Origin of the sequence: Pseudomonas sp. xss_4, assembly GCF_043104125.1 — a bacterium.
Classification (GTDB): domain Bacteria; phylum Pseudomonadota; class Gammaproteobacteria; order Pseudomonadales; family Pseudomonadaceae; genus Aquipseudomonas; species Aquipseudomonas parafulva_B.
This window is the reverse complement of sequence record NZ_JBICKJ010000069.1, coordinates 242,708-265,761: the sequence shown is the minus strand read 5'-3', so window position 1 is coordinate 265,761 and position 23,054 is coordinate 242,708. Positions and strand designations below refer to the sequence as shown.

The 23,054-nt window shown below is 63.0% G+C and carries 17 protein-coding genes; 5 read left to right on the top strand and 12 right to left on the bottom strand.

Going from position 1 to position 23,054, the window contains the following annotated elements; genetic code table 11:
* The first annotated feature begins 331 nt into the window (after window positions 1–331).
* On the top strand, window positions 332–2,650 hold the full coding sequence (locus tag ACF8GB_RS14775; protein WP_392527247.1) for a TonB-dependent siderophore receptor: 2,319 nt from the start codon (window positions 332–334) through the stop codon (window positions 2,648–2,650).
* Window positions 2,651–2,701: 51 nt separating this feature from the next.
* Here ACF8GB_RS14775 and ACF8GB_RS14770 read toward each other — a convergent pair whose 3' ends face one another.
* Window positions 2,702–7,036: an NEL-type E3 ubiquitin ligase domain-containing protein gene (locus tag ACF8GB_RS14770; protein WP_392527245.1), complete on the bottom strand. Its 4,335-nt coding sequence runs from the start codon at window positions 7,034–7,036 to the stop codon at window positions 2,702–2,704.
* 223 nt (window positions 7,037–7,259) lie between these two features.
* Between ACF8GB_RS14770 and nhaA the strand changes: the two genes are divergently transcribed.
* Both nhaA and ACF8GB_RS14760 read left to right on the top strand, forming a co-directional pair.
* Window positions 7,260–8,594, top strand: coding sequence for a Na+/H+ antiporter NhaA (gene nhaA, locus ACF8GB_RS14765; RefSeq protein WP_196186169.1), 1,335 nt, complete (start codon window positions 7,260–7,262; stop codon window positions 8,592–8,594).
* A 157-nt stretch (window positions 8,595–8,751) separates the two neighbouring features.
* Window positions 8,752–9,609 carry an SDR family oxidoreductase gene (locus ACF8GB_RS14760; RefSeq protein WP_078478710.1) on the top strand — a complete coding sequence of 286 codons (858 nt, stop codon included), beginning with the start codon at window positions 8,752–8,754 and terminating at the stop codon, window positions 9,607–9,609.
* Between the two features lie 39 nt (window positions 9,610–9,648).
* Here the strand turns inward: ACF8GB_RS14760 and ACF8GB_RS14755 are convergent, their stop codons facing one another.
* The 11 genes from ACF8GB_RS14755 to pedF all read right to left on the bottom strand — a co-directional run bounded on the left by ACF8GB_RS14755 (window position 9,649) and on the right by pedF (window position 20,171).
* Window positions 9,649–9,789 carry a hypothetical protein gene (locus ACF8GB_RS14755; protein WP_167340226.1) on the bottom strand — a complete coding sequence of 47 codons (141 nt, stop codon included), beginning with the start codon at window positions 9,787–9,789 and terminating at the stop codon, window positions 9,649–9,651.
* Window positions 9,790–10,011: 222 nt separating this feature from the next.
* Window positions 10,012–11,739: a NahK/ErcS family hybrid sensor histidine kinase/response regulator gene (locus ACF8GB_RS14750; RefSeq protein WP_392527243.1), complete on the bottom strand. Its 1,728-nt coding sequence runs from the start codon at window positions 11,737–11,739 to the stop codon at window positions 10,012–10,014.
* Window positions 11,723–12,886, bottom strand: coding sequence for an alcohol dehydrogenase-like regulatory protein ErcA (ercA, locus tag ACF8GB_RS14745; protein WP_325943759.1), 1,164 nt, complete (start codon window positions 12,884–12,886; stop codon window positions 11,723–11,725). Before ercA ends, ACF8GB_RS14750 begins: the two co-directional genes overlap by 17 nt.
* 88 nt (window positions 12,887–12,974) lie before the next feature.
* On the bottom strand, window positions 12,975–13,247 hold the full coding sequence (gene pqqD / locus ACF8GB_RS14740) for a pyrroloquinoline quinone biosynthesis peptide chaperone PqqD (RefSeq protein WP_100851339.1): 273 nt from the start codon (window positions 13,245–13,247) through the stop codon (window positions 12,975–12,977).
* A 63-nt stretch (window positions 13,248–13,310) separates the two neighbouring features.
* Window positions 13,311–13,382, bottom strand: coding sequence for a pyrroloquinoline quinone precursor peptide PqqA (pqqA, locus tag ACF8GB_RS14735; protein WP_003253598.1), 72 nt, complete (start codon window positions 13,380–13,382; stop codon window positions 13,311–13,313).
* A gap of 119 nt (window positions 13,383–13,501) precedes the next feature.
* Complete coding sequence (locus tag ACF8GB_RS14730) at window positions 13,502–15,022, bottom strand: aldehyde dehydrogenase family protein (protein WP_058637424.1); 1,521 nt, start codon at window positions 15,020–15,022, stop codon at window positions 13,502–13,504.
* 118 nt (window positions 15,023–15,140) lie between these two features.
* Window positions 15,141–16,931 carry a PQQ-dependent alcohol dehydrogenase PedH gene (gene pedH / locus ACF8GB_RS14725; protein WP_078478714.1) on the bottom strand — a complete coding sequence of 597 codons (1,791 nt, stop codon included), beginning with the start codon at window positions 16,929–16,931 and terminating at the stop codon, window positions 15,141–15,143.
* 141 nt (window positions 16,932–17,072) lie between these two features.
* Window positions 17,073–18,005 (bottom strand): quinoprotein relay system zinc metallohydrolase 1, encoded by a 933-nt coding sequence (locus tag ACF8GB_RS14720; protein WP_196186173.1) that lies wholly within the window; start codon window positions 18,003–18,005, stop codon window positions 17,073–17,075.
* A gap of 40 nt (window positions 18,006–18,045) precedes the next feature.
* Window positions 18,046–18,810: a quinoprotein dehydrogenase-associated SoxYZ-like carrier gene (locus ACF8GB_RS14715; RefSeq protein ID WP_058637245.1), complete on the bottom strand. Its 765-nt coding sequence runs from the start codon at window positions 18,808–18,810 to the stop codon at window positions 18,046–18,048.
* Window positions 18,811–18,819: 9 nt separating this feature from the next.
* Window positions 18,820–19,713 (bottom strand): ABC transporter substrate-binding protein, encoded by an 894-nt coding sequence (locus tag ACF8GB_RS14710; RefSeq protein WP_058637246.1) that lies wholly within the window; start codon window positions 19,711–19,713, stop codon window positions 18,820–18,822.
* Entirely contained in the window at window positions 19,710–20,171 is a 462-nt protein-coding gene (gene pedF, locus ACF8GB_RS14705) for a cytochrome c-550 PedF (protein ID WP_058605249.1), read from the bottom strand. Before pedF ends, ACF8GB_RS14710 begins: the two co-directional genes overlap by 4 nt.
* Window positions 20,172–20,422: 251 nt before the next feature.
* Between pedF and exaA the strand changes: the two genes are divergently transcribed.
* Both exaA and ACF8GB_RS14695 read left to right on the top strand, forming a co-directional pair.
* Window positions 20,423–22,318: a quinoprotein ethanol dehydrogenase gene (exaA, locus tag ACF8GB_RS14700; protein ID WP_058605248.1), complete on the top strand. Its 1,896-nt coding sequence runs from the start codon at window positions 20,423–20,425 to the stop codon at window positions 22,316–22,318.
* A 62-nt stretch (window positions 22,319–22,380) separates the two neighbouring features.
* The gene (locus ACF8GB_RS14695; protein WP_392527240.1) at window positions 22,381–23,040 is read left to right on the top strand and encodes a pentapeptide repeat-containing protein; all 660 of its coding nucleotides are present in this window, start codon (window positions 22,381–22,383) and stop codon (window positions 23,038–23,040) included.
* Window positions 23,041–23,054: the final 14 nt, after the last annotated feature.

Here is a 23,054-nt window from a genome sequence, read left to right as displayed (position 1 = left end):
TTAGAAGCCGAAGCAACAGCAACAGCAACAGCAACAGCAACGGCAACGGCAACGGCAACGGCAACGGCAACGGCAACGGCAACGGCTAGTTGTATGGGACGATTTTAGTATCGCCCTGGCCATGGCTCATCCTCTGCCAGCCCTGGTGAATCGTCGTGCTCGTTCGTTCATGTAAAAAAGCGGCGGATAAGCCGCGATCACGCCTAGGACGAACGGACACGCCATGACACTTCGCAACCCGTCAATTCCCCTTGCCCAGATGTTACGCCTAACCTTGCTAGGCATTGCTCTCTCGCCCCTTGCTCACCAGCCCGCCCTGGCAGCTGATCAAGTGCAGACGATCTCCTTCGATATCGCCCCCGGCCCGCTCGGCAGCGTACTGGAGGAATACGCCCAGCGCGCCGCCATTTCGGTGTCATTCGCCCGTACAGCCCTCGCCGAACTTCGCTCAAGCGGCCTGCAAGGAAACTATGGCGCATGGGAAGGGCTCGATCATCTGCTGCAAGGCACTGGCCTGCGCCTTGGTCGCGACGCTAACGGTGGCTACCTTGTGCTTGCCCCTGCCCCGGGCACCAGCGGGGCAATGGAACTGACCGCCCTGAGCATTTCCGGCAAGGCCCCCGGTGCCCTCACCGAAGGTTCGGGCGCGTACACCACCGAATCGTCCAGCAGCTCTACGCGCCTGAACCTGTCACTCAAGGAAACCCCACAATCGATCACGGTCCTGACGCGCCAGCGCCTGGACGACCAGAAGCTCGATACCCTCACCGACGCACTGGACGCTACCACCGGCATCACCGTCATTCGCGAAAGCCTGGGGGCCGACAGCACGGCGTACTTGTCCCGGGGCTTTGCCATCCGCAACTTCGAGATCGACGGCGTCCCCACGTCGGCGAACATGGACAACTACACCCAGAACACAGCCATGTACGACCGGGTGGAAATCGTGCGCGGCGCCACAGGCTTGATCAGCGGCATGGGCAACCCATCGGCCACCATCAACCTGATCCGCAAACGCCCCACCGTTGATCCTCAAGTGCAGTTGAGCGCAGAGGCCGGAAGCTGGGACCGCTACGGCCTGGGCGTTGACGTGAGCGGCGCGCTCGATGAAAGCGGCAGGCTGCGTGGCCGCCTGGTGGCCGATCACAAGGACCAGCACGCCTGGATCGACCGCTTTGACCAACAGCTCTCGACCCTGTATGGCATCACCGAACTGGACCTGGGCGACGAGACCCTGCTGACGGTGGGCCTCAGCCATCAGGTCACCCACAGTACCGCCCCCATTCGCACTGGCTTCCCGCTGTTCACCACGGACGGGGCGCGCACGCATTTCTCCCGCTCGTTCAATACCGCGCCAGACTGGAGCTATTACGACCGGCAGCAAAGTACCCTCTTCACCTCGCTAGAACATCAGTTCGCCAACGGCTGGAGCGGCAAGGTGGAGTACAGCCATGCGCGCAACGACTACGACACCGTGATCGCCTACGTCGATGGCGAAATCGACCCAGCAACCGGTGCCGGGGCTACGATCAACCCGACCCGCTGGAAGGCCGCGCCCACCCAGCACAGCCTGGACGCCTACCTCACCGGCACCTTCGATGCCCTGGGGCGCGAGCACGAAGTGATCGGCGGCGTGACCCTGTCACGGACCGAGGAAAGAGGCACATCCAACTTCGGCGGCTGGCAGAGTGCTCGAACGGGCTACGACGACACCATCGACAACATTTTCAACTGGAACGGATCGTCCCCCAAGCCGGTGTTCACCCAAATCGGCACTACCGACATGACCGAAACCCAGTACGCAGGCTACCTGACCTCGCGGCTGCACCTGAGCGATCCCGCCAGGCTGATCCTCGGGGCACGCGTGGTCGACTGGAACAGGGTGAACAAGAGCGCGCTCTATACCGGCTCGCGTCAACGTACCGAGCGAACCGAAAACGGTGTAGTGATCCCCTATGCTGGGCTGGTCTATGACCTGAACGATACCTGGGCTGCCTACGCCAGCTACACGCAAATCTTCAACCCGCAAGGTAACCAGATTCGCGATGTCAAGGGCTCGCCCCTCGACCCGCAAGAAGGCACAGGCTACGAAGTGGGGTTGAAAGCCGATCTGCTCGACAAACGCCTGACCGCAAGCCTGGCCCTGTTCCGGGTGGAGCAGGACAACCTGGCAATCGCCGATGGGCGCTTGCTGCAGCCCAACGGGTTTCAGGCGTATCGCGCCGAGAGCGGCACCACCAGCGAAGGTGTAGAGCTTGAGCTCAATGGTGAGCTGGCCGATGGCTGGCAGGTCATGGCAGGCTATTCCTACAACGTCAGCTTCGATACCAACGACCAGCGCATCGTAACCGAGATTCCGCGCAATAGCGTGAAGCTGTTCACCACGTACCGCCTGCCGGGCGAGCTGGACAAATGGACTGTCGGCGGCGGGATCAACTGGCAAAGCGAAACGGGCTATGCCCTGAGCTACGCCACCACCCAGAGCAGTTATGCGCTGGTCAACCTGATGACGCGCTATCAGGTGACGCCGCAGCTATCAGCCAGCGTGAACGTCAGCAACCTGTTCGACAGACACTACTTGACGACCACGGCAGGCGGGATCTACGGCGCCCCACGCAACGTCATGACGACGCTGCGCTACAACTTCTGAGGCCCATACCCGTCGGCGGATGAGCGGGCCCGTCAATGACGGGCCGCGTAGTTATGCCAACTCTCCCTCCCAGGGATGCTCCGACAGCAGCCGCAAGGTCAGCGACAGTGTCAGCTGACGCTCGGACGCGCTGCGCTCATCGGCCAGGTTACCCACGGCCTCGAGGATCTGCTGCTCGGTCATACCTTCCTGGCCCTGCAAAAGCCCCTCGAGCCGGACGTGATAGGGCTGGTTCAGCGTCTCGTATTCGCCTGAATACGAAGTTCGCAGAAAATCGATCCAGAACGTGCGCTGCAGCAGCGAGTCTGCAATCCGCGCATTGCTTTCTGCCAGCAGAATGCTGCGCGCGGCGTCACGCAGATGCACATCGTTGACGTCGGAAAATACCCGGTGATACATGTAGCGCGACTGAGCCGGCAGCCCCAACGGCCGGACCAATCCGGCCCGGTACGCCAGGTGTATCTCCACTTCATCGATCAGGCCGTAGGGGTTGGTGGCCCTTTCCCTGGCAATGTGCTGGGCTGCAACGCGGTCCACCTCGTCCAGGCGATAGAGCTCGCGACCAATGCGCACCAGCGCAGGCGCCGTGTCTGCGGCGGCAAGCCCTGCGGTGCGAGTCGTGACCAGTGCACGTACCTCGAACAGGCTAAGCATCAGCAGCATCTGATCAGCACAGGTGCGCGGCCCTGCTGCCTGCTGGAAGACAGCTTCACGGACTTGCGAGTTTTCAACGCAAACCTCGATCAACGCCCAGATGCGCCTGCGCAGATCGATGCCTTGAAAGTGATAATCGTTCGAGCGCCCGAGGTCGTTGAAGAACCGCATCAGGTCATCGCTGCCAGGTTCGTCGGCCAGCGCCTTCCAGTGCTCGGAGCGGAGCACACGCTCCTCAGGGCTGGAGTCAGCCAACCACCGTTCGAGGGATTCCTGCCCGCCAGGGCCATGACGGCGCAGGGGCAAGGCCGTTGCACCCGCATCGCCCAAGGTGCCGCGCAGCTCGGTCTGGGTTGGTTCGGGAACAGGGTTGTCATGCAGGCTGAGCCCGGCCAGCCGCCGGTGGGAGTGAGCAAGGGTTGGGCTCATGTCCGCAATGCGGTTATCGCGAAGATCGATTTCTTCCAAGGCAGGATGCATGTAAACCTCGACCGGCAGCTCAGCCAGGCCCGTGTCACGCAGGTGTAGCCGCTGTAGATCCAGCAGCCGTCCCAAAGGTGGCAGTTGGCCGATCGGGTTGTGCGACAGGTCAAGGGTGCGCAACCGGGTCAATGCACTGAGCCTTGCCAGGCCTGCGTCGTCGATAACGATCTGGTTGCGCGTCAGGCGCAGCTCGGTGAGCTGGGTCAGTGCCTGGACGCCCTCTGGAACACTGCTCAGCAAGTTGTGGCTCAGATCCAGGGTGCGCACATTAGGGAATCGCTCGAGAAACCCCTCGGTGATGTTCGACAAATGGGCGCGGCGCAGCGTCAAGTGCGTAACGTGATCGAATATAGCGTGCGCAGGCAGCACTGGCAGGCTGTCAATGCGTTCGCTGTCGATGACCAGGCGGTACTCGCCGTCGAGGTCAGGTCGCTTGCGCCGCCAGCACTGGCGGATGCGACGGGCAATCTGTCGACGGCGCTCGGGCAGCGGTGCCGTAGTCGCTTCCCGGCGCCAGGCAGTCAGATTGTCACCCAGATCCACAAGGCATTGCTGCAAGGTACGCAGGTGATCCCATGGTTGCTGACCCTGCAAACGTACCCGCTCAAGATACACTTCGATGTCCATCTCGCTGAGTGTCGGAAAGATCTGCTGGTAGCCCTGAAGCATGGCTCGCCGCGACCCTTCCGGACGACCACTGAGCGCATAGCCAATGCGACCATCGCCAAGACGCATCGGGGGCCTGGATTTACCGGGCGGCGCCATGCCCAAGAGCTGCGCAGCCTGCACTCGGTCAGCAAAAGCATGGTCTGCAAGCGCATTGGCAAGCTTGGCTGGCGTGGCCGAGACTGCCCCCATATCTGCGCGTTGTGATGGATCAAGGGTGCGCAGAAGTGCGTGAAAAAAACCGTCATCAACGACGGCACCGGGCAGAGCGCGTCCTGTGTGATCGGCTGCCAGATAGCCCTGTTTCGTAAGGATAAGAAAACGCGTCTCAGACGCCGCTGCAGCGCCCACGCTGGCCCGTACGTCGCCGTCTGGCTTCGTCTCGCGCACTTCCACCCTGATTGACGAATCCCAAGGCCAGCTGGCGTCCAGTAAACCCAAAGCCAACTGCTCGGTGTCTCTGTTCACGGCGTTCGTCTGCTCGAAACCGGCGCACGCGCGGTCCAGGCGAGCGTCATGCAAAGCCCATCGGGCTCGCTCGGCCAGCGCAAGCGGGACTTTGTGCTGTTCCAGCAGTTGTTTGCGTTCACCATCGCCGGCAGTGGCGAGCAACTCTCGGCCTGCCCGGGTGGAAAGCGTAGGAAAGTCCCGGTGCAGCGGGCCTGCTGCCCGCTCAGGGACCGTCTGTACAGCCCGCCAGTGAGCTTCGAATGCTTGCCCACGTAGCCGCGCAAACGCGTCATGCAACTCATAGCGCTGCACGGCATCACACAACCGCGCTGGTGCGGGTGCATTTTCCAGGTGCAGGCGTCGCAGGGAGGCTTCGTTCATGCCTACGCTACGCAGTACTGCTCGCGCAGCCGATTGCCCGACCAGAGCAAGATTCGAACCTAGACGTCTCATTAGCACATGCGCTTCATGCCACTCCTGAGGGCGCTCAAGCGCATGTCGCATACCGCCTGTACCATTGTCCTCCAGGCCGATAGTGGGTGCGTGGTCACGCTCGGGATGCTCGATGGCGAGTCGCTGACCACTTGCCTCGAGTCGGTAAGCACTGCTGTCGATACCTACATGGAGGCGGTCATGCAACAGGCCACGCTGCCCCTGTGCCAGGTGCATGTCCGGTACCGCATAACCCGGCAGATCGACGCGGGCCAAGCGGTGTTCGCCGGCGCGCGACAGTACGGGGACGAGTTCATCTATCACACGCTCCCGCGCCACTGCATTCCCGGCCGCCCCAGCCGCTGCGCTCACCCCGATCATGACCACATTCTGCGCCACAGACACCAGGTGACTGAGCGCTGCCTCCCGATCGCCCAGCGTCCAATCATGATAACCCTCGATTACCTCATCGGTGATCTGACGTGCTGCCAGCGCAAGTAATGGCAGCCCGAGTTCCGGTACGAAAAAACTCGCCAGCCCCAGCAAGTCAATGCCCAGTCCGTGGAGGAAATGTGTGCGTCGGTCGCGCGCACTGCTATCTACGGAGCCATTGGGCACGGCCAGCACCTGAGCATTATCAAGTACGGTATCTACTTGCACTTCACGCAGATACCGGATCAAGTCGCCCTGAATGGCTTGGTGTCGCCCGTCCAGTGCGATTGGCTCTTGGGCAGCCGTGCTGGCCAGCAAGTGCTTGAAACCCTTTACAAAGTGCAGTCGGTCGCGCTCTTTGACAAAGCGTTGGAAGAACTGCCGGTAGGCAGGTTCACGCAAACGCATACCCAAGCTGCGGAACAAGTCCGACCACGAAGCAAAGGTAGCGATGGCACCATGCGGATCGTCCGGTACCCACAGAAGCAGGCCCTGCGCCGTGGAGGAGCCGTGATCAGTCTGCGGTTCGAATACCGTGATGCCAGTGATGACCCGACCCAGCAGCCGAAGCTCGCTGAACGTACCCAGCGACTTTTCGCCTTTCCCTTCAACGGCGCCGCTCAGGTAGTCCAGGAGTTGCCCGGCAACGACACCTTGCACACGCGCCAGCTCAGTTGCAGCCAGCAGGCTAGTGCGCCAACCTTCTTCGAGCACGGCGTTAACGTGACGTCGGCGGCTATCGTCGGCGAACAGCACGTGCTTGAGGTGTTGCTGATAAGTAGCGCCCAGATCCAGGGATCGACAGACCCCCGCGAATGCACGGGGACGCAAGGCAATCATATTCCCATCGGCGTCCACCAGGTCCGATTTCGGCAACCAGGCTACTTCAGCAGTCTCACGTCTATCGAAATTATGCAACGCACAGACTAGCAACGGTTGCACCAAGGTCGTCAGGACCACGTGATCAGGCACGGTGCCGAGACCGGATGGGTAACGCACATGCACCGCGCGGCGCAGCTTGGCGGTACGAACGTCTACCGGACGATGCAGAAGTTTCTCCAATGCGGCCTCCAGCAGCGTGCTGGCGAACGTATCGAGCGGCTTTATGCCGGCGAATACGGCTTGAACCTGCTCGCGGGCGCGCTGCTGGGCGCTTAGTGCCTGGTGCAGGATCTTGATCTGCTCAACCGTAGCGCTCGTCATCCAAGGCGGTAATCGATTGGCGATGAATGTATCAACGGAGTCATCGGGGAAGGGCTGGTTGGTCATGTAGCACCTGCACGTAGTAAAACCGAAAGTGAGCCAGCTCCGGCAGCCAGCCCCGAGGTAATTATCTAGAGCCATCGAAACAGCAGCGGTGTTCCACGCAACTGCACGTCCCCTGAAACGGTCATTTGCGCTACAATCGCGCCCGGGTGCTAGCTGCTTGGGGCAGTGACGCAGGTTAAAAAAGCTACGCAGGTCGGGCCGCCATGCGGGAGTCATTGCGCCTATGCAAAACACCAAGGTCCCCAAAGCACAGCAACTGGCCGAGCGTGCGCTGGCCAGCCTCGAACGTTTCCTGCACATCGAAGCCGTCAGTGGTGTGGTACTGCTGATCGCCGCCATCGCCGCCCTGATCTGGGCCAATTCCCCGGCCGCCGCCAGCTACGACGCCCTCTGGCACACACCAATCACGCTGGGTATCGGCTCGCTGGTCTATTCCCAGTCCCTGCATTTCTGGATCAATGATGGCCTGATGACGATCTTCTTCCTGGTGGTCGGGATGGAGATCCGCCGCGAGATCCATGAAGGTGCCCTTTCCAGCCTGCGCCAGGCGTCCTTGCCCATGCTGGCAGCCATGGGTGGGGTAGCCGTGCCTGCCATGGTCTACCTGGGCTTCGGCCATGCGCCTAGCGAGCAGCAAGGCTGGGCGGTGCCGACAGCCACCGATATCGCGTTCGCGGTCGGCGTCTTGGCGCTGCTGGGCAAGTCGATCCCGTCGAACATTCGCGTCTTTCTGCTGGCACTGGCGATCATCGACGACATCATCGCGGTGCTGATCATCGCCGTGTTCTACTCCGGTGGCCTGGACTACCTGGGCTTTGCCGTCGCGGCAGCGGGCCTGCTGCTGGTCCTGATCATGCAGCGCATCGGCGTGGGCTCGGCCTTTGCCTATGTCATCCCAGGCGCGATCACATGGGTGGGTGTGCTGATGACCGGTGCCCACCCTACCCTGGCAGGCGTCGTCCTGGGGCTGATGACCCCCGTCACCAGCCGCCCTATGTGGGAACGTCCTGTAGAGGCCGTATCGCGCCTGAGCGAAGAAGTGGTCGGCCGGGCCAAAGCCGCGACCCAGGACGCCAGCCAATTGCTTACGCCACTCAAGCACCTGCGGGTGGCGCAACGTGAAGTGCTGCCGCCGGTGGTGCGTGTGCAGAGTGCGCTGCACCCTTGGGTGGCATTCGGCATCATGCCGCTGTTCGCCTTGGCCAATGCCGGGGTGAGCCTGTCGGGCGTCAACCTGGACAGCGAAACACCGCGCTGGGTGATGGAGTCGGTGATGGCGGCGTTGGTCATCGGCAAACCGGTAGGCATCGTCGGCATCAGCTGGCTGATGGTGCGCTTGGGGCTCTGCTCGTTGCCGCCAGGGGTCAACTGGAGCGGCATCACCTTGATCGGGCTGCTGGCAGGTATCGGCTTCACCATGTCCATCTTCATTGCCAACCTGGCGTTCGCCAGCCCTGCGGCGCTGGGTGCGGCCAAGTTGGGCGTGCTGGCAGGTTCGGTGGTTGCGGCCTCGCTGGGCCTGGCATGGGGCGCATGGCGCGTGCGCGGTAAACACTGATAGCGTCCAAGCTGTTTCCCCATGCTCAAGCGCATGGGGAAACACGCTGAGGGGTTGCCCACGGCCGCTCGTCGTCCCAATCGTCGATCCAAGTCAACCCAGGGCAACGGGACCTTTCGAACAGGTACGAGCATTCTCAACTGCAGGAGCTTCTACCATGCGCGACTACCCTACCCCACCCTTCCCCTCTCAGCCCCAGACCGTACCCGGCTCCCAGCCGAAAATGGACCCGGTACCGGACTGCGGCGAGCAGACCTACGTCGGCCATGGCCGGCTCGAAGGCAAGAAGGCGCTGATCACCGGCGGCGACAGCGGCATCGGCCGCGCGGTGGCCATCGCCTATGCCCGTGAAGGCGCCGATGTCGCCATCTCCTACCTGGATGAACACGAAGACGCCGAAGAGACCAAGCGCTGGGTGGAGGCAGCCGGGCGCAAGTGCTTACTGCTGCCAGGCGATCTGGCGCAGAAGCAGCAATGCCACGCGATCGTGGAGCAGACCGTTGCCGAGTTCGGCCGCATCGACATTCTGGTGAACAATGCCGCCTTCCAGATGGCCCACGAAACGTTCGAGGAAATCGAGGACGAGGAATGGGTAAAGACCTTCGACACCAACATCACGGCCATCTTCCGCATCTGCAAGGCCGCCCTGCCGTCCATGCCCAAAGGCAGCTCGATCATCAACACCAGCTCGGTCAACTCCGATGATCCGTCTTCATCGCTGCTGGCCTACGCGGCGACCAAAGGCGCCATTGCCAACTTCTCTGCAGGGCTTGCGCAACTGCTGGCCAAAAAAGGCGTGCGCGTCAACAGCGTCGCGCCAGGCCCGATCTGGACGCCGTTGATCCCCGCGACCATGCCCGACGAAGCCGTCAAGAATTTCGGCTCCAGCTACCCCATGGGCCGCCCTGGCCAACCGGTGGAAGTGGCGCCGATCTACGTACTGCTGGGTTCGGACGAAGCCAGCTATATCAGTGGCTCGCGCTATGCGGTCACAGGCGGCAAGCCCATTCTCTGACTGACGCGGGGCTCTGCACGACAGAGCCCTTGCGCCACCTCACGGCATCAGGATCGCCTGGGCGCGGTCGATGGAAGGCACTGGCATACTGTCTCTGCTCACCATGAGCCACTGACGCATGCGAGCAGTGTCGAATATCTGGCCTTCTTCCATCATCGTCAGAATCAATGCCTGGGACATTCGGTAACACCCACACTGGGCGCACTGGCGCTGCTCCCACCCGCCGGCACATTCGATGGACTCTGCTTGTCCTGCGCATATCAGACAGCTCATATAAGCCCCCTTCTTGTTCTTGTTCACCAGAGCGTGGTCCCATGACCTACCCAACCCGGACATGGCCAACTTCCATGAGATATCCGTGCCAATGCTTAAATTCAGTGAAATGCGCTGCCCGATTGTCGGTTAGGTCAGCAGTTGACTCAGCACCGCGCGCAGTTTCCCGGGTTTGACCGGTTTGTTCAGCACCGGCATGCCCAGCGCCTGCAACGCCTGCCTGCCTTCGTCGCTGCGGTCTGCGGTGATGATGACGGCGGGGATCGTGCACCCGAACTGCTCACGCAACCGCTCCACCACGTCGCACCCCAGAATGCCGTGGTCCAAGTGGTAATCTGCCAGGATCAATTCCGGCGGCTGCCCTTGCAGCGCGTCCAAGGCTGCATGCTGATCGATGGCCGTGACGACCTTGCAGCCCCACTGCCCCAACAGGGCGCCCATGCTGTGCAAGATACTCGACTCGTTGTCCAGCACCAGTAGCCGCCGCCCCGGCAGGGGATCGCCCATGCTCGGCTGCGGTAGCGCCACTGCCGTGGCCGCTGGCAGACAGCTTGCCATCGGTACCTGAATCGTGAACACCGACCCTCGCCCTGGTCGTGAGCGCACCCGTACCGGATGCTCGAGTATCTTGGCGATGCGCTCGACGATCGCCAGGCCCAGCCCAACCCCCTTGCGCTCGGCTGCCCGGCCCACATCCAACTGGTTGAACTCGAGGAAGATCGACTCCAGGCGATCGTCCGGGATACCGCGCCCGGTATCCCACACCTGCAGTTCGAGGTTAGGGCCACGCCGCCGCGCCGCCAACAGCACGCCGCCCTTTGACGTGTAGCGGCAAGCATTGCTGAGAAAGTTACGCAGGATGCGGGTCATCAGCCGCACATCGGTGCCCATGGCAACGTCGGGAATACGTGATCTGAGCTTGAGGCCTGCGGCTTCGGCCACCGATTCGAACTCGGACACCAGTGGCGCGAACACGGTGCTCAGGTGGTACACGCCGATGTCCGGCTTCACGGCGGCCTGATCAAGTCGCGAGATGTCCAGCAGGTCGGTCAGCAGGTCTTCGGCCCCTTCCAAGGCCTGATGAGTGCGTTCCACCAGCAGTTGTTCGGCCTGCGCCAGCGGCCGCTCGCGCAGGGTCGAAATCAGCAAGCGGGCGGCATTGAGCGGTTGCAGCAGGTCATGGCTGGCCGCCGCCAGGTATTTGTCTTTGCTGCGGTTGGCCAGCTGTGCGGCGTCCCGGGCATCGCGCAGGGCCCGGGCAATCTGCTTGCGCTCGGTGATCTGCTGGTGCAGGTTGCGGTTGGCTTCGAGCAGTTGATCGGTGCGGTCGGCCACCCGCTGCTCAAGCTCATCGTTGAGTTGCTGCAAGTGCTGCTGCGCCAGCTTGCGCTCGGTGATATCGGCCACGAACCCTTCCACCAAGCCTTCATGCCCAGGTTTGCGCAGCAGGTTCATGAGCACGTCGATGTGGCGGCCATCGCGGCGGCGCAGGCGGGTTTCGTAACCGTGCAGGCTATGCTCGCGGGCCAAGGTCGTGGTGATGGCGTGCAGTTCCTGAGCGCCCCCGACGAAAAGGTTGGCGGCAAGGTCGGTCAGCGAAAACAGTACGGCTTGGGGGTCGTCATAGCCCAGCATCCGCGCCAGGGCCGGGTTGGCGGCGCGCATGCCGTCCTGCAGGCTGGCCTGGAAGATCCCGTGAACGGCATTTTCGAACAACCACTTGTAGCGGTTGCGCTCAGCTTCCAGTTCTTCCAGCCGCGCAGCCAGTTCCGGGTAATGACTCTTGCGCGCGGACTGGTCGCCCAGTCCCAGCAGCCCGGCCAGGGCTCGCTGCTGCGCTTCAGAGGGCTTCGCCATAAACAACCTCGACGTCGCGCTGGCTGGAGGCGCGTGGGTTGGTCAGGATGCACGGATCGTCCATCGCGTGCTGCGACAGGAATGGAATATCGCTGGTGCGCACACCGTGCAGCCCAAGGGTTTCATGAAAACCCATGGCGTATTTCAGGGCGATCAGGTGCTCGACCAGGCGCGCGCAAATCTGCCGGTGGTTCAGGCCCCGGCAATCGATGCCCATCACTTCGGCAATCACCTTGAAGCGCTCGGGCGCCGAACTGTAGTTGAAAGCCACCACATGCTCGACCAGCACGGCGTTGCACAAGCCGTGGGGCAGATCCAGGAAGCCGCCGAGGCTGTGGGACATCGCGTGCACGGCGCCGAGGATGGCATTGGAAAAGGCAAGCCCCGCCTGCATGCTGCCCAGCATGACTTTTTCGCGCAGGCTGATGTCGGTCGGATTGTCGATCATCTGCACCAGGTTGCCGTTGATCAGGCGCATGGCCTCAAGGGCATGCGGGTCGGTCAGGGGGCCGTGGCCAGTGGAGACGAACGCCTCGATGGCGTGCACCAGGGCATCGATCCCGGTACAGGCCGACAAGAACGGGTCCATGCTCAGGGTGGTCTGTGGATCGATCAACGACACGTCGGGTACCACCGCCTTGCTGACGATGGAGAACTTCATGCGTTCTTGCTGGTTGGAGATGATCACGAACTGCGACACATCCGCCGAGGTGCCGGCCGTGGTCGGGATCAGGATCAGCGGGGGGCTGGGCACGCGGATCATGTCCACGCCCTCGAACTCAAGGATGCTGCGCCCGTGCGCCACCACGATGCCGATGGCCTTGCCGCAGTCCATCGGGCTGCCCCCGCCGACGGCGACGATGACATCGCAATGGTTTTGCCGGTAGATCTCGGCGCCGAGCATCACCTCCTCGACCCGGGGGTTGGGCGACACCGCGCTGTAGAGGCAATAGTCGATGCCCTGGGCTTGCAGGCTGGCCTCGACGTCGGCCACCCACCCGGCAGCGATCACCCCAGGGTCGCTGACCACCAGCACCTTGCGGGCCCCGAAGGTCTTGGCATAATTGGCCACGTTATGCCGGCAGCCGGCACCGAAGATGATTTCAGGCGAAACAAATTTGCGAAGCGGGCTGAAACTCTGGCTCATGGGCAAGCCTGTTCTTATTGTTCTGGAAGGTGAGTGCCAGCGTAATGCATCCATCGACGAAAGCAACCAGACCTAGGTGGCATCGTGTTCACTCGACCCAGGCCCTGGCCCTGGCGAGCTCGAGAAAGCCCAGCACGTCCTCCTCAAGACCTTGCACATCGGCAAAGCGCTGACGCAAGCACTCGATGACACCCGCCACGCTGAGCTGACCGTCCAGCAGTTCCAGCACCCAGCCAGCACTGCCGTTCAGTTCGATGACCACGCCCGGGCACTGCAGCACATGCATGCCTGTGCTCGGTTCCCAGCGCAAGCGGGCCCGACGGTGCACTTGCAAGGCCTGATGACGGGTGATCGGCTCCACGGCCCAGATTGTTCCTGGCGGGTAGAAAGACACCGGCCACCGCGTGGGTGGCCGGAGGGCGGATCAACGGTTGGCGAAGTACATCGTCACTTCAAAGCCAATGCGCAAGTCGGTGAAGGCGGGTTTGGTCCACATGGCGTGTCCTCTTCTTGTGCCGGACGATTCCGGTACAGCCATTAATGCACGGGCAGCCGCAGGGCCAAATGCTACTTTGGAACGAACTCACGGCGCCCATGGACGACAGTGCCTGGGCCTTAGAAGAAGCCCAGTGGATTGATGTCATAGCTGACCAGCAGGTTCTTGGTCTGCTGGTAGTGGTCGAGCATCATCTTGTGGGTTTCACGGCCCACGCCCGACTTCTTGTAGCCCCCGAATGCGGCGTGCGCCGGGTACAAGTGGTAGCAGTTGGTCCAGACACGCCCGGCCTTGATCCCGCGGCCCATGCGGTAGGCACGGTTGATATCGCGGGTCCACACGCCGGCACCCAGCCCGAATTCACTGTCGTTGGCGATGGCCAGCGCCTCGGCTTCGTCCCTGAAGGTGGTCACGCCCACCACGGGCCCGAAGATCTCCTCCTGGAACACGCGCATCTTGTTGTCGCCCTTGAGCAGCGTGGGCTGGATGTAATAGCCGCTGGCCAGGTCGCCCTGCAGGCGCTCGGCAGCGCCGCCGGTCAGCAACTGAGCGCCTTCGTCCTGGGCAATCTGCAGGTAGGACAGGATCTTGTCGTACTGCTGTTCGGAGGCTTGCGCACCGACCATGGTCTCGGTATCGAGCGGGTTGCCACGGCTGATCTTGGCGATCTTCTTCATCACCTCGGCCATGAACGGCTCGTAGATCGATTCCTGAATCAGCGCCCGCGACGGACAGGTGCACACCTCGCCCTGGTTGAAAAAGGCCAGCACCAACCCTTCGGCCGCCTTCTCGATGAAGGCCGGTTCGGCCTGCATGATGTCCTCGAAGAATACGTTCGGCGATTTGCCGCCCAGCTCTACCGTCGAGGGAATGATGTTGTCCGCGGCGCACTTCATGATGTGCGAGCCCACCGGCGTAGAGCCTGTGAAAGCGATTTTGGCGATGCGCTTGCTGGTGGCCAGGGCCTCCCCGGCTTCACGGCCAAACCCCTGGACGATGTTGAGCACGCCAGCTGGCAGCAGGTCGGCGATGAGCTCGGCGAAGACGGTAATCGACAGCGGCGTCTGCTCGGCGGGCTTGAGCACCACGCAGTTGCCGGCGGCCAGTGCCGGGGCCAGCTTCCAGGCGGCCATCAGCAAGGGGAAGTTCCAGGGGATGATCTGCCCCACCACACCCAGCGGTTCATGGAAGTGGTAGGCGACGGTACCCTCGTTGATCTCGGCGGCGCCGCCCTCCTGAGCTCGGATGCAGCCGGCGAAATAGCGGAAATGATCCGCCGCCAGCGGCACGTCGGCATTGAGCGTTTCACGCACGGCCTTGCCGTTGTCCCAGGTTTCGGTGACCGCCAGTACCTCCAGGTTCTGCTCGATGCGATCGGCGATGCGCAGCAGCATCAGCGCGCGGTCCTGCACCGACGTCCTGCCCCAGGCATCGGCGGCGGCGTGGGCGGCGTCCAGGGCCTTGTCCACGTCTTGGGCCGTGGACCGAGGAAATTCGGCGATCGGCTGGCCGTTGACCGGCGAGCTGTTGGTGAAATACTGCCCCGCCACTGGCGGTACGAACTGGCCGTTGATGAAGTTGCCATAGCGTGGTTTGAAAGACACGACGGCGCCTGGGGTTCCGGGTTGTGCGTAGATCATGCTGAGCCTCTGCGGGTCGATGCCTGCCTGCGACAGGCGATACGACGATGGTAAAAAGCCCCGCCTGCCAGGCGAATGCATCGTTGGCAGCGGGGCGCTCGTCATTTGGTAGTAGGGTTCAGCGCTGCGCAGTCGCGCTGGTGCCTTGCAGGTGCTTGGGCAGCTTGAAGGTCCAGAGCATGCCGCCCTGGTTGAAGTCCTTGACCCGCTTGGCCACCTCCCCGCCCCACAGCGGCACTGCGCCCCCCCAGCCGGAGACCACCGAGACGTACTGCTCGCCGTCCATTTCCCAGGTCACGGGTGAGCCGAGCACACCGGAGCCGGTCTGGAACTCCCACACCTTTTCGCCGGTCTTGGCATCGAAAGCCTGGAGGAACCCCTCAGGGGTGCCGGTGAAGACCAGGTTGCCCTTGGTGGTCAACACCCCACCCCACAACGGGGCGTAGTTCTTGTGGCGCCAGACTTCCTTGCCGCTGACCGGATCGATGGCACGCAGCACGCCGATGTAGTCCTCGTTGAGCGGCTTGATGGTGAAGCCTGCGCCCAGGAACGCTGCGCCTTTCTTGTAGGCGATGCCCTCGTTCCAGATGTCCATGCCCCATTCGTTCGAAGGCACGTAGAACAGCCCGGTGTCACGGTTGTAGGCCATGGGCATCCAATTCTTGGCGCCCAGGAATGCTGGCGCGACGAAGACCGAGCTGCCCTTGGCTTCGCTGCCCGGCGCACCCGGGCGACTGGCGTCGTTGTAGAGCGGGCGGCCGTCCTTGTCCAGGCCCGTGGCCCAAGTGATCTTGTCGACGAAGGGGAAGCCGCGGATGAACTTGCCGTTGGTGCGGTCGAGCACGTAGAAAAAGCCGTTGCGGTCAGCCGTGGCGGCGGCCTTCACCTCCTTGCCCCCATCCTTGTAGTTGAACGATATCAGCTCGTTGACGCCGTCGAAGTCCCAGCCGTCGTGGGGCGTGCTCTGGAAGTGCCACTTGATCGTGCCATCGTCCGGGTTCAGTGCCAGGCGCGAGGACGAATACAGGTTGTCGCCGGGACGCAGGTGCGAGTTCCAGGGGGCGGGGTTACCGGTGCCGAACAGAATCAGGTTGGTTTCCGGGTCGTAGTAGCCGCCCAGCCAGGGAGCAGCACCGCCGGTCTTCCACAGGTCGCCCGGCCAGGTCTTGCCGGCTTCACCGCCCGAGATGCCGTTCTCGATGGCCTTGCCGTCCTTGTAGACATAGCCCATGTGGCCCTCGACGGTGGGCCGCATCCAGAGCAACTCGCCGTTCTGCGGGTTGTAGGCCTGGATCTTGCCCACCACCCCGAACTCGCCCCCGGCAACGCCGGTAATGAGCTTGCCGTTGACGATCATGGGTGCAGCGCTGATGGAGTAGCCTTCCTTGTGGTCAGCCACCTTCTTGCTCCACACCACCTTGCCAGTGTCCTTGTTCAGGGCCACCAGCTTGGCATCCAGGGTGCCGAAGAAGACCAGGTTGCCGTACAGCGCAACACCCCGGTTGATGACATCGCAGCAAGGGCGGATATCGTCGGGCAGGCGGGCGTCGTATTGCCACAGTTTCTTGCCGGTGCGTGCGTCCACGGCAAATACCCGTGAGTAGGAGCCTGTGAGGTACATGACCCCATCCTTGATCAACGGCTGCGCCTGCTGGCCGCGTTGCTTCTCCCCGCCGAAGGAGAATGCCCAAACCGGCCGCAACTCCTTGACGTTGCCGGTGTTAAGCATGTCCAACGGGCTGTAGCGCTGGCCCTGCACGCCCAGCCCGTTGGTCACGATCTGCTGGGGGTTCTTGGGGTCTTGCAGGATTTCGGCATCGGTGACGCCGGCATGGGCTGCGCCGGCGAGCAGCAAGGCGCTGAACACAAGGCTCAAGGCAAACACGGGACGGCATGGAGTACGGGTCATGGCAGTACCTTTGGCTTTTTGTTATGCCGGGAAATTTTCCCGGTGTGGCGGGAATTCTTGTTCCCGCCCTGGCTGCCAGCAATTGACCGCAATACGCAAAACCCTAGTTCCTTGGTACAAGAGCACTAGGCCTGGCCGTTATCAGGGCCTGAGATCCACCCGTTGCATTACCTGCTTTTCATAGCGCGGGTACAGGTGGCTGACACTTCGAATCAGCTCATAGCGCGTCAGGCTGATCGCGGCAAACCGCTCAGGCACAGGGCTGCGGATCAGCTCGACCATGTCGGCGCCCCGCTCGGCGCCCTCGCGCATCAGGCCGTCCAGCCAGCCCAGGTAATCGTGCATCTGGACAAAGGGCCTGGTATCGCTTGCGACAGGGCCATGGCCCGGTACCAGTTGCTTCCAGGGCAAGGCCTGCAACGTGTCCAGGTCACGCTGCCACACGTCCAGCCCCGGGCTGTTGGGCGTGGTCAGGGCGCGCTCGTAGAACACCAGGTCGCCAGCGAACAGCACGCCGGTCGTCTCATCGTAAATGGCCAGGTCAGCGCCGGTATGCCCTGCCAACCCCAACAGGCGCAATCGATGCCCGCCCACTTCACGCACGCCGGGTTGGACCACCTCGGTCGGCAAGAGCACTTCGGTGCCACGCATCCAGTCGCCGACCAAACGGTACATGTTCTCGGCCATCGCATCGCCCTGCTGGCGCAACAGCTCGGTCGTACCGGCCAGCGCAGCGATCGGCACATCGGCGAATGCCTGGTTACCCAACACATGATCAGGGTGGTGGTGGGTCAACAGGACTTCGATGACAGGCTTGTCCGTAACCCCGGCGATGGCCTGGCGCAAGGCCTCCCCATAGCGCTTGGACGGCCCGCTGTCGATCACTACCACGCCGGCATCGGTCACGATGAACGCCGTGTTCACGACATTGCCGCCGTTGGCCTTGGCGAAATTCTCGGTGCTACCTTCAAGCACCCAGGTGCCCTGGGCGATCTGGCGCGGCGCCAGCCGGTAGTCGAAGTCGGCCAGCGCCGGCAGGCACACGCCCAGCAGCAAGAGCATCATCCATCGCATCAGGTGCCTCCTGTTGAGCATGAAAACAAGCCAGTCACGTTCAGGGCACGGCGGCTTCGAACCGATTGCCGCTGTTATCCTGCAGCACCAGGCGGGTAGGCCCTGGTGCGCGCACATCGAACCCAAGGCTTGGGTTTTCACTCACCGCCGGATAAAGCACCAAAGCCGCCAACCGCTGCCCATGTTCATCCAGCAGCTCAGCTTGGTTTATGAAGAATTCCGGAATCCCGCTGACCAGGCCATTGTCCATGGGGTGAGCGATCTGCAGGCGCAAGCGGCTGCCTTCCTGGCGCCGATAGCGCCCGCCGAGCACTTCACCCAGATGCTCCTCCCACCCTGGCTGGGTGCGCACCACGCTGGGTGCGGTGCAACCCCCACCGGCTGCGTCGACCAGGGCCGATCCCACATGCCAGATGCCGTCGCGGGTCAGCGCAGCTGCCCGTAACGGCGTGGCCTGCTCGACCCGGATGCGCACCGACAGCCAAGGCATGACCTGTTCCCCTGGTTCGAAGTCGACGATGCGCGGCAATGGATTGAGCTCGGCCCAGGCCAGAATCCGCACCACATCAGGCAAAGCCCTGGCATCGATCTCCAGCGGGACCTGGCGGGCATCCTCGGCAAAAGGCGGCGCCAGCAGTTTGACCCGATCATCGAAGACGAACGGCGCCTGGTTCAGGATCTGCTTGTGGTAGAACGCCCACATCACCGAAGGGACAGGGTCGGCATTGCTGGCGGGCGCGTCGCCCAGCCCATGAGTCGACCAGCTCAGGATGCACAGCAGCCCCAACCCCGCTCGCCAGTTCATCGCTCGCTCCTATTGGTACATCTCCGGGACCTCATAGCGCAGCCCGTAGTGCGCGTAGAGCGCCTGCATGCGACCCTCGCGGATCATCGCTTCGAGGGTTTCTTCCAGGGCGTAGGCCAGCTGCCGGTTGCTTTCATGCACCGCCATTCCGATTTCCCACACCTGCTTGCCCAGGCTGGGGTAGGCGTTTTCGGCCACCTGCAGATGCGGGTTGCGGGCCTGGTGCAGTTGCCAGTCCACTTCACCGCGCATGGCCATCACCGCATCCACCTCGCCTTGGCCCAGGGCCGCAAACGCCCGCTGCACGCTGGGGTAGTGGCGTGCGCTGGCACGCAGTAGCCCGTCGAACACCGATGTCAGGTAGAACGAAGGTACGCTGTCTACCTCGACTCCGACCGGGTGGCCCTTGAGTGCCGCGATACTGCCAACCGACGGCAGGCGCCTGCGATCGAACGCCACCTGCCAGCGCTCCTGCTGGTAAGGGCCGAACATCACCACCTGGCCATTTTCCAGCTCGCCCAGTTCGTTGCGCTTCTGGGTATACGCCTGGTCGTAAGGCACGCGCATCATCACATCGGCCAACTGCTGGTGACGCAGCGGACTTGCTCGCCAGATGTAATCGCGCAGGTCGTCGTCGAGCTTCTCGCCAGGCGGCGCCCAGATCAGCTGCAGCCGCACGCCCATCGCGTCGGCAAGCGCCTGCGCCAGCTCCACGTCCACCCCACGCGCCTGGCCATGGTCCTGGAAACTGTAGGGGGCAAAGTCCTTGTAGACCGCGACCTTGAGCTCGCCTGCGGCGATGATCGAATCGTAATTGCGCACCTGCCCCTGCACCGCCGCCCCCCACAGCAGCAGGCCGGCGATGGCGCAAAGCCTGGCTGCCCAGTGGCGCACGACGTTCATTCGTCCACGTGTACGCTGTCCAGGTAGGTGCGCACCGCCCATAGCGCTTCCTGGCTCAGGTAGTCCGCCATCTTGGGCATGTACACGCGGCCATCGCGCACGGCACCGTGACGCACACGTTCGACAAACCACTCATCGCCCGCTTCGCCGACGTCGAGCATGCGCAGGTCAGGTGCAATGCCGCCGGACTTGGCTTCCAGACCATGGCACGCTGCGCAGTTCTGGTTGTACGCCGACGCGCCGATTTCAACCGCCTTGTCGTGCTCGGGAGACTCCCGGTAAGGGTTGACCGCCGCCCAGCCATCGGCATCCAGGCTCACGCCGGCATCCTTGATCGGGGTCAGCCCCTGGGTTTCTACCGCCTGAGGCACCACGTTGCCGTGGGCCCAGGCCGACCCGGTCAACACGGCACCGGCCAACAGGCCTGCAGCAAGCACGACGTTGCGTTTGATTGTCATTGTTATGCCCTCACGGTTGCACCCAAGGCCTCAACCACAGAGGCCGTGCCGCCATCTTAGAAAGCGCAGCGCCGGGGCCGTATGCTGCTTTGGTGGTCGGGTGTTCGTTCCTTGGTAGTAGGGCTTGCGACGAAGTGCGAAAAGAGGTTGGCGCTGGGAAGTTTTCCCGGCCACGGCGGGATTTTCTCCCTGTTGCGCAGCGCCCAGGCGGACCACGCTGTGCGGGCCAAACTCCACAGGGAATCGCAACCATGACAACAAGATCGCTACCCGCCCCGTCTCCCCTGGCCCTGAGCGTGAGGGCCCTGCTGCTGGCCGCAAGCCTGGCCACCGGGACAGTGGCCACGGCGGCCACCACAAGCCCGGCACCTGCCAGCAAGAACGTGACCTGGGAAGACATCGCCAACGACCACCTCACGCCCGGCGATGTGCTGCAATACGGCATGGGCACCAACGCCCAGCGCTGGAGCCCGCTGGCCCAGGTCAACGACAAGAACGTGTTCAAGCTGACCCCGGCCTGGTCCTACTCCTTTGGTGACGAAAAGCAGCGTGGCCAGGAGTCCCAGGCCATCGTCAGCGACGGCGTGGTGTACGTTACCGGTTCCTACTCGCGGGTATTCGCCCTCGATGCCAAGACCGGCAAACGCCTGTGGACCTACAACCACCGCCTGCCGGACAACATTCGTCCGTGCTGCGACGTGGTCAACCGTGGCGCTGCCATCTACGGCGACAAGGTCTATTTCGGCACCCTGGACGCTCGGGTCATCGCGCTGAACAAGAACACAGGCAAGGTGGTGTGGAACAAGAAGTTCGGCGACCACAGCGCCGGCTACACCATGACCGGGGCGCCCGTGCTGGTCAAAGACAAGACCAGCGGCAAGGTGCTGCTGATCCACGGCAGCTCGGGCGATGAATTCGGTGTGGTGGGCCAGCTGTTCGCCCGTGACCCGGAAACCGGCGAGGAAGTGTGGATGCGCCCCTTCGTGGAGGGCCACATGGGCCGCCTCAATGGCAAGGACAGCACCCCCACCGGCAACGTCAAGGCACCGTCCTGGCCGGATGACCCGACCACCGAAACCGGCAAGGTGGAGGCCTGGAGCCATGGCGGCGGCGCACCCTGGCAGAGCGCAAGCTTCGATGCCGAGACCAACACCATCATCGTCGGTGCCGGCAACCCCGGCCCCTGGAACACCTGGGCACGCACCGCCAAGGACGGCAACCCGCACGATTACGACAGCCTCTATACCTCCGGCCAGGTGGGCGTGGACCCCAGCACCGGCGAGGTCAAATGGTTTTACCAGCACACCCCCAACGACGCCTGGGACTTCTCTGGCAACAACGAGCTGGTGCTGTTCGACTACAAGGACAAACACGGCAAGGTGATCAAGGCCACGGGGCATGCCGACCGCAACGGCTTCTTCTACGTGGTCGATCGTAACGACGGCAAGCTGCAGAACGCCTTCCCCTTCGTCGACAACATCACCTGGGCCAGCCACATCGACCTCAAGACCGGCCGCCCCGTGGAAAATCCAGGGCAACGGCCCGCCAAGCCGCTGCCGGGCGAAACCAAGGGCAAGCCGGTGGAAGTGTCGCCACCCTTCCTGGGCGGCAAGAACTGGAACCCCATGGCCTATAGCCAGGACACCGGGCTTTTCTACATCCCGGGCAACCAGTGGAAAGAGGAGTACTGGACCGAGGAGGTGAACTACAAGAAAGGCTCCGCTTACCTGGGCATGGGCTTTCGCATCAAGCGCATGTACGACGACCACGTAGGCACCCTGCGTGCCATGGACCCGACCACCGGCAAGCTGGTGTGGGAACACAAGGAGCACCTGCCGCTGTGGGCCGGGGTGCTGGCGACCAAGGGCAACCTGGTGTTCACCGGCACCGGTGACGGTTTCTTCAAGGCGTTCGACGCCAAGACCGGCAAGGAGCTGTGGAAATTCCAGACCGGCAGCGGCATCGTTTCCCCGCCCATTACCTGGGAGCAGGACGGAGAGCAGTACATCGGCGTCACCGTCGGCTATGGCGGCGCGGTACCGCTGTGGGGTGGCGACATGGCCGAACTGACCAAGCCAGTTGCCCAAGGCGGTTCGTTCTGGGTGTTCAAGATACCGAGCTGGGACAACCCGACCGCTCAACGTTGACCGACAGCGGGGTGCGGTCTGGCTGCGCCCTGCCCTTTTCCGTCTGCCCAGAGAGCTCGATCATGACTTTTCTACCCCTGGCCTTGTTGCTGGCCGTCACACCCGCGATGGCGCTGGCCACTGACATCGACGACAGCGACACGCCGTTGAACATCAACGGCTGCGTGATTGCCGAAGCCAGCCAATGCCCCGGCGCCGACCTGCGGGGCGCCAAACTGGCCAACCAGGACCTGCGCAAGATGAACCTGGCCGGCGCCGACCTGCGCGATGCCGACCTGCGCCACGCCCGGCTGGACCTGGCCAACCTCGAAAAGGCCCGATTGCAGGGCGCCAACCTGACCCGCGCCAGCCTGCAGCAAAGCAACCTGCGCCTGGCCAACCTAAGCAGCGCACGGCTGATGGCCATCCAGGGCTGGGGGCTGTTCGCCCAAGGCGCCCAGTTCGCCAGCGCCGACCTTAGCGCCGCCTACTTGCAATTCGCCCGGCTCTCCGGTGCCAGGATGCAGCAGGCCAACTTGCAGGCGGCCGATCTGGAAATGGCCTGGCTGAGCAAGACCGACTTGCGCGGCGCTCATCTGAACGATGCCAACCTTCAGGAAGCCAAGCTCGGCCAGAGCAACCTCGAACAAGCCCATCTGGAGGGCGCGCGCCTTCACTACGGCAACTTCCAGGACGCCAACATGCAAGGCTGCACCGGCTGCCCAGCGACCTGGGAACATTGATTTCTGGCACCCGC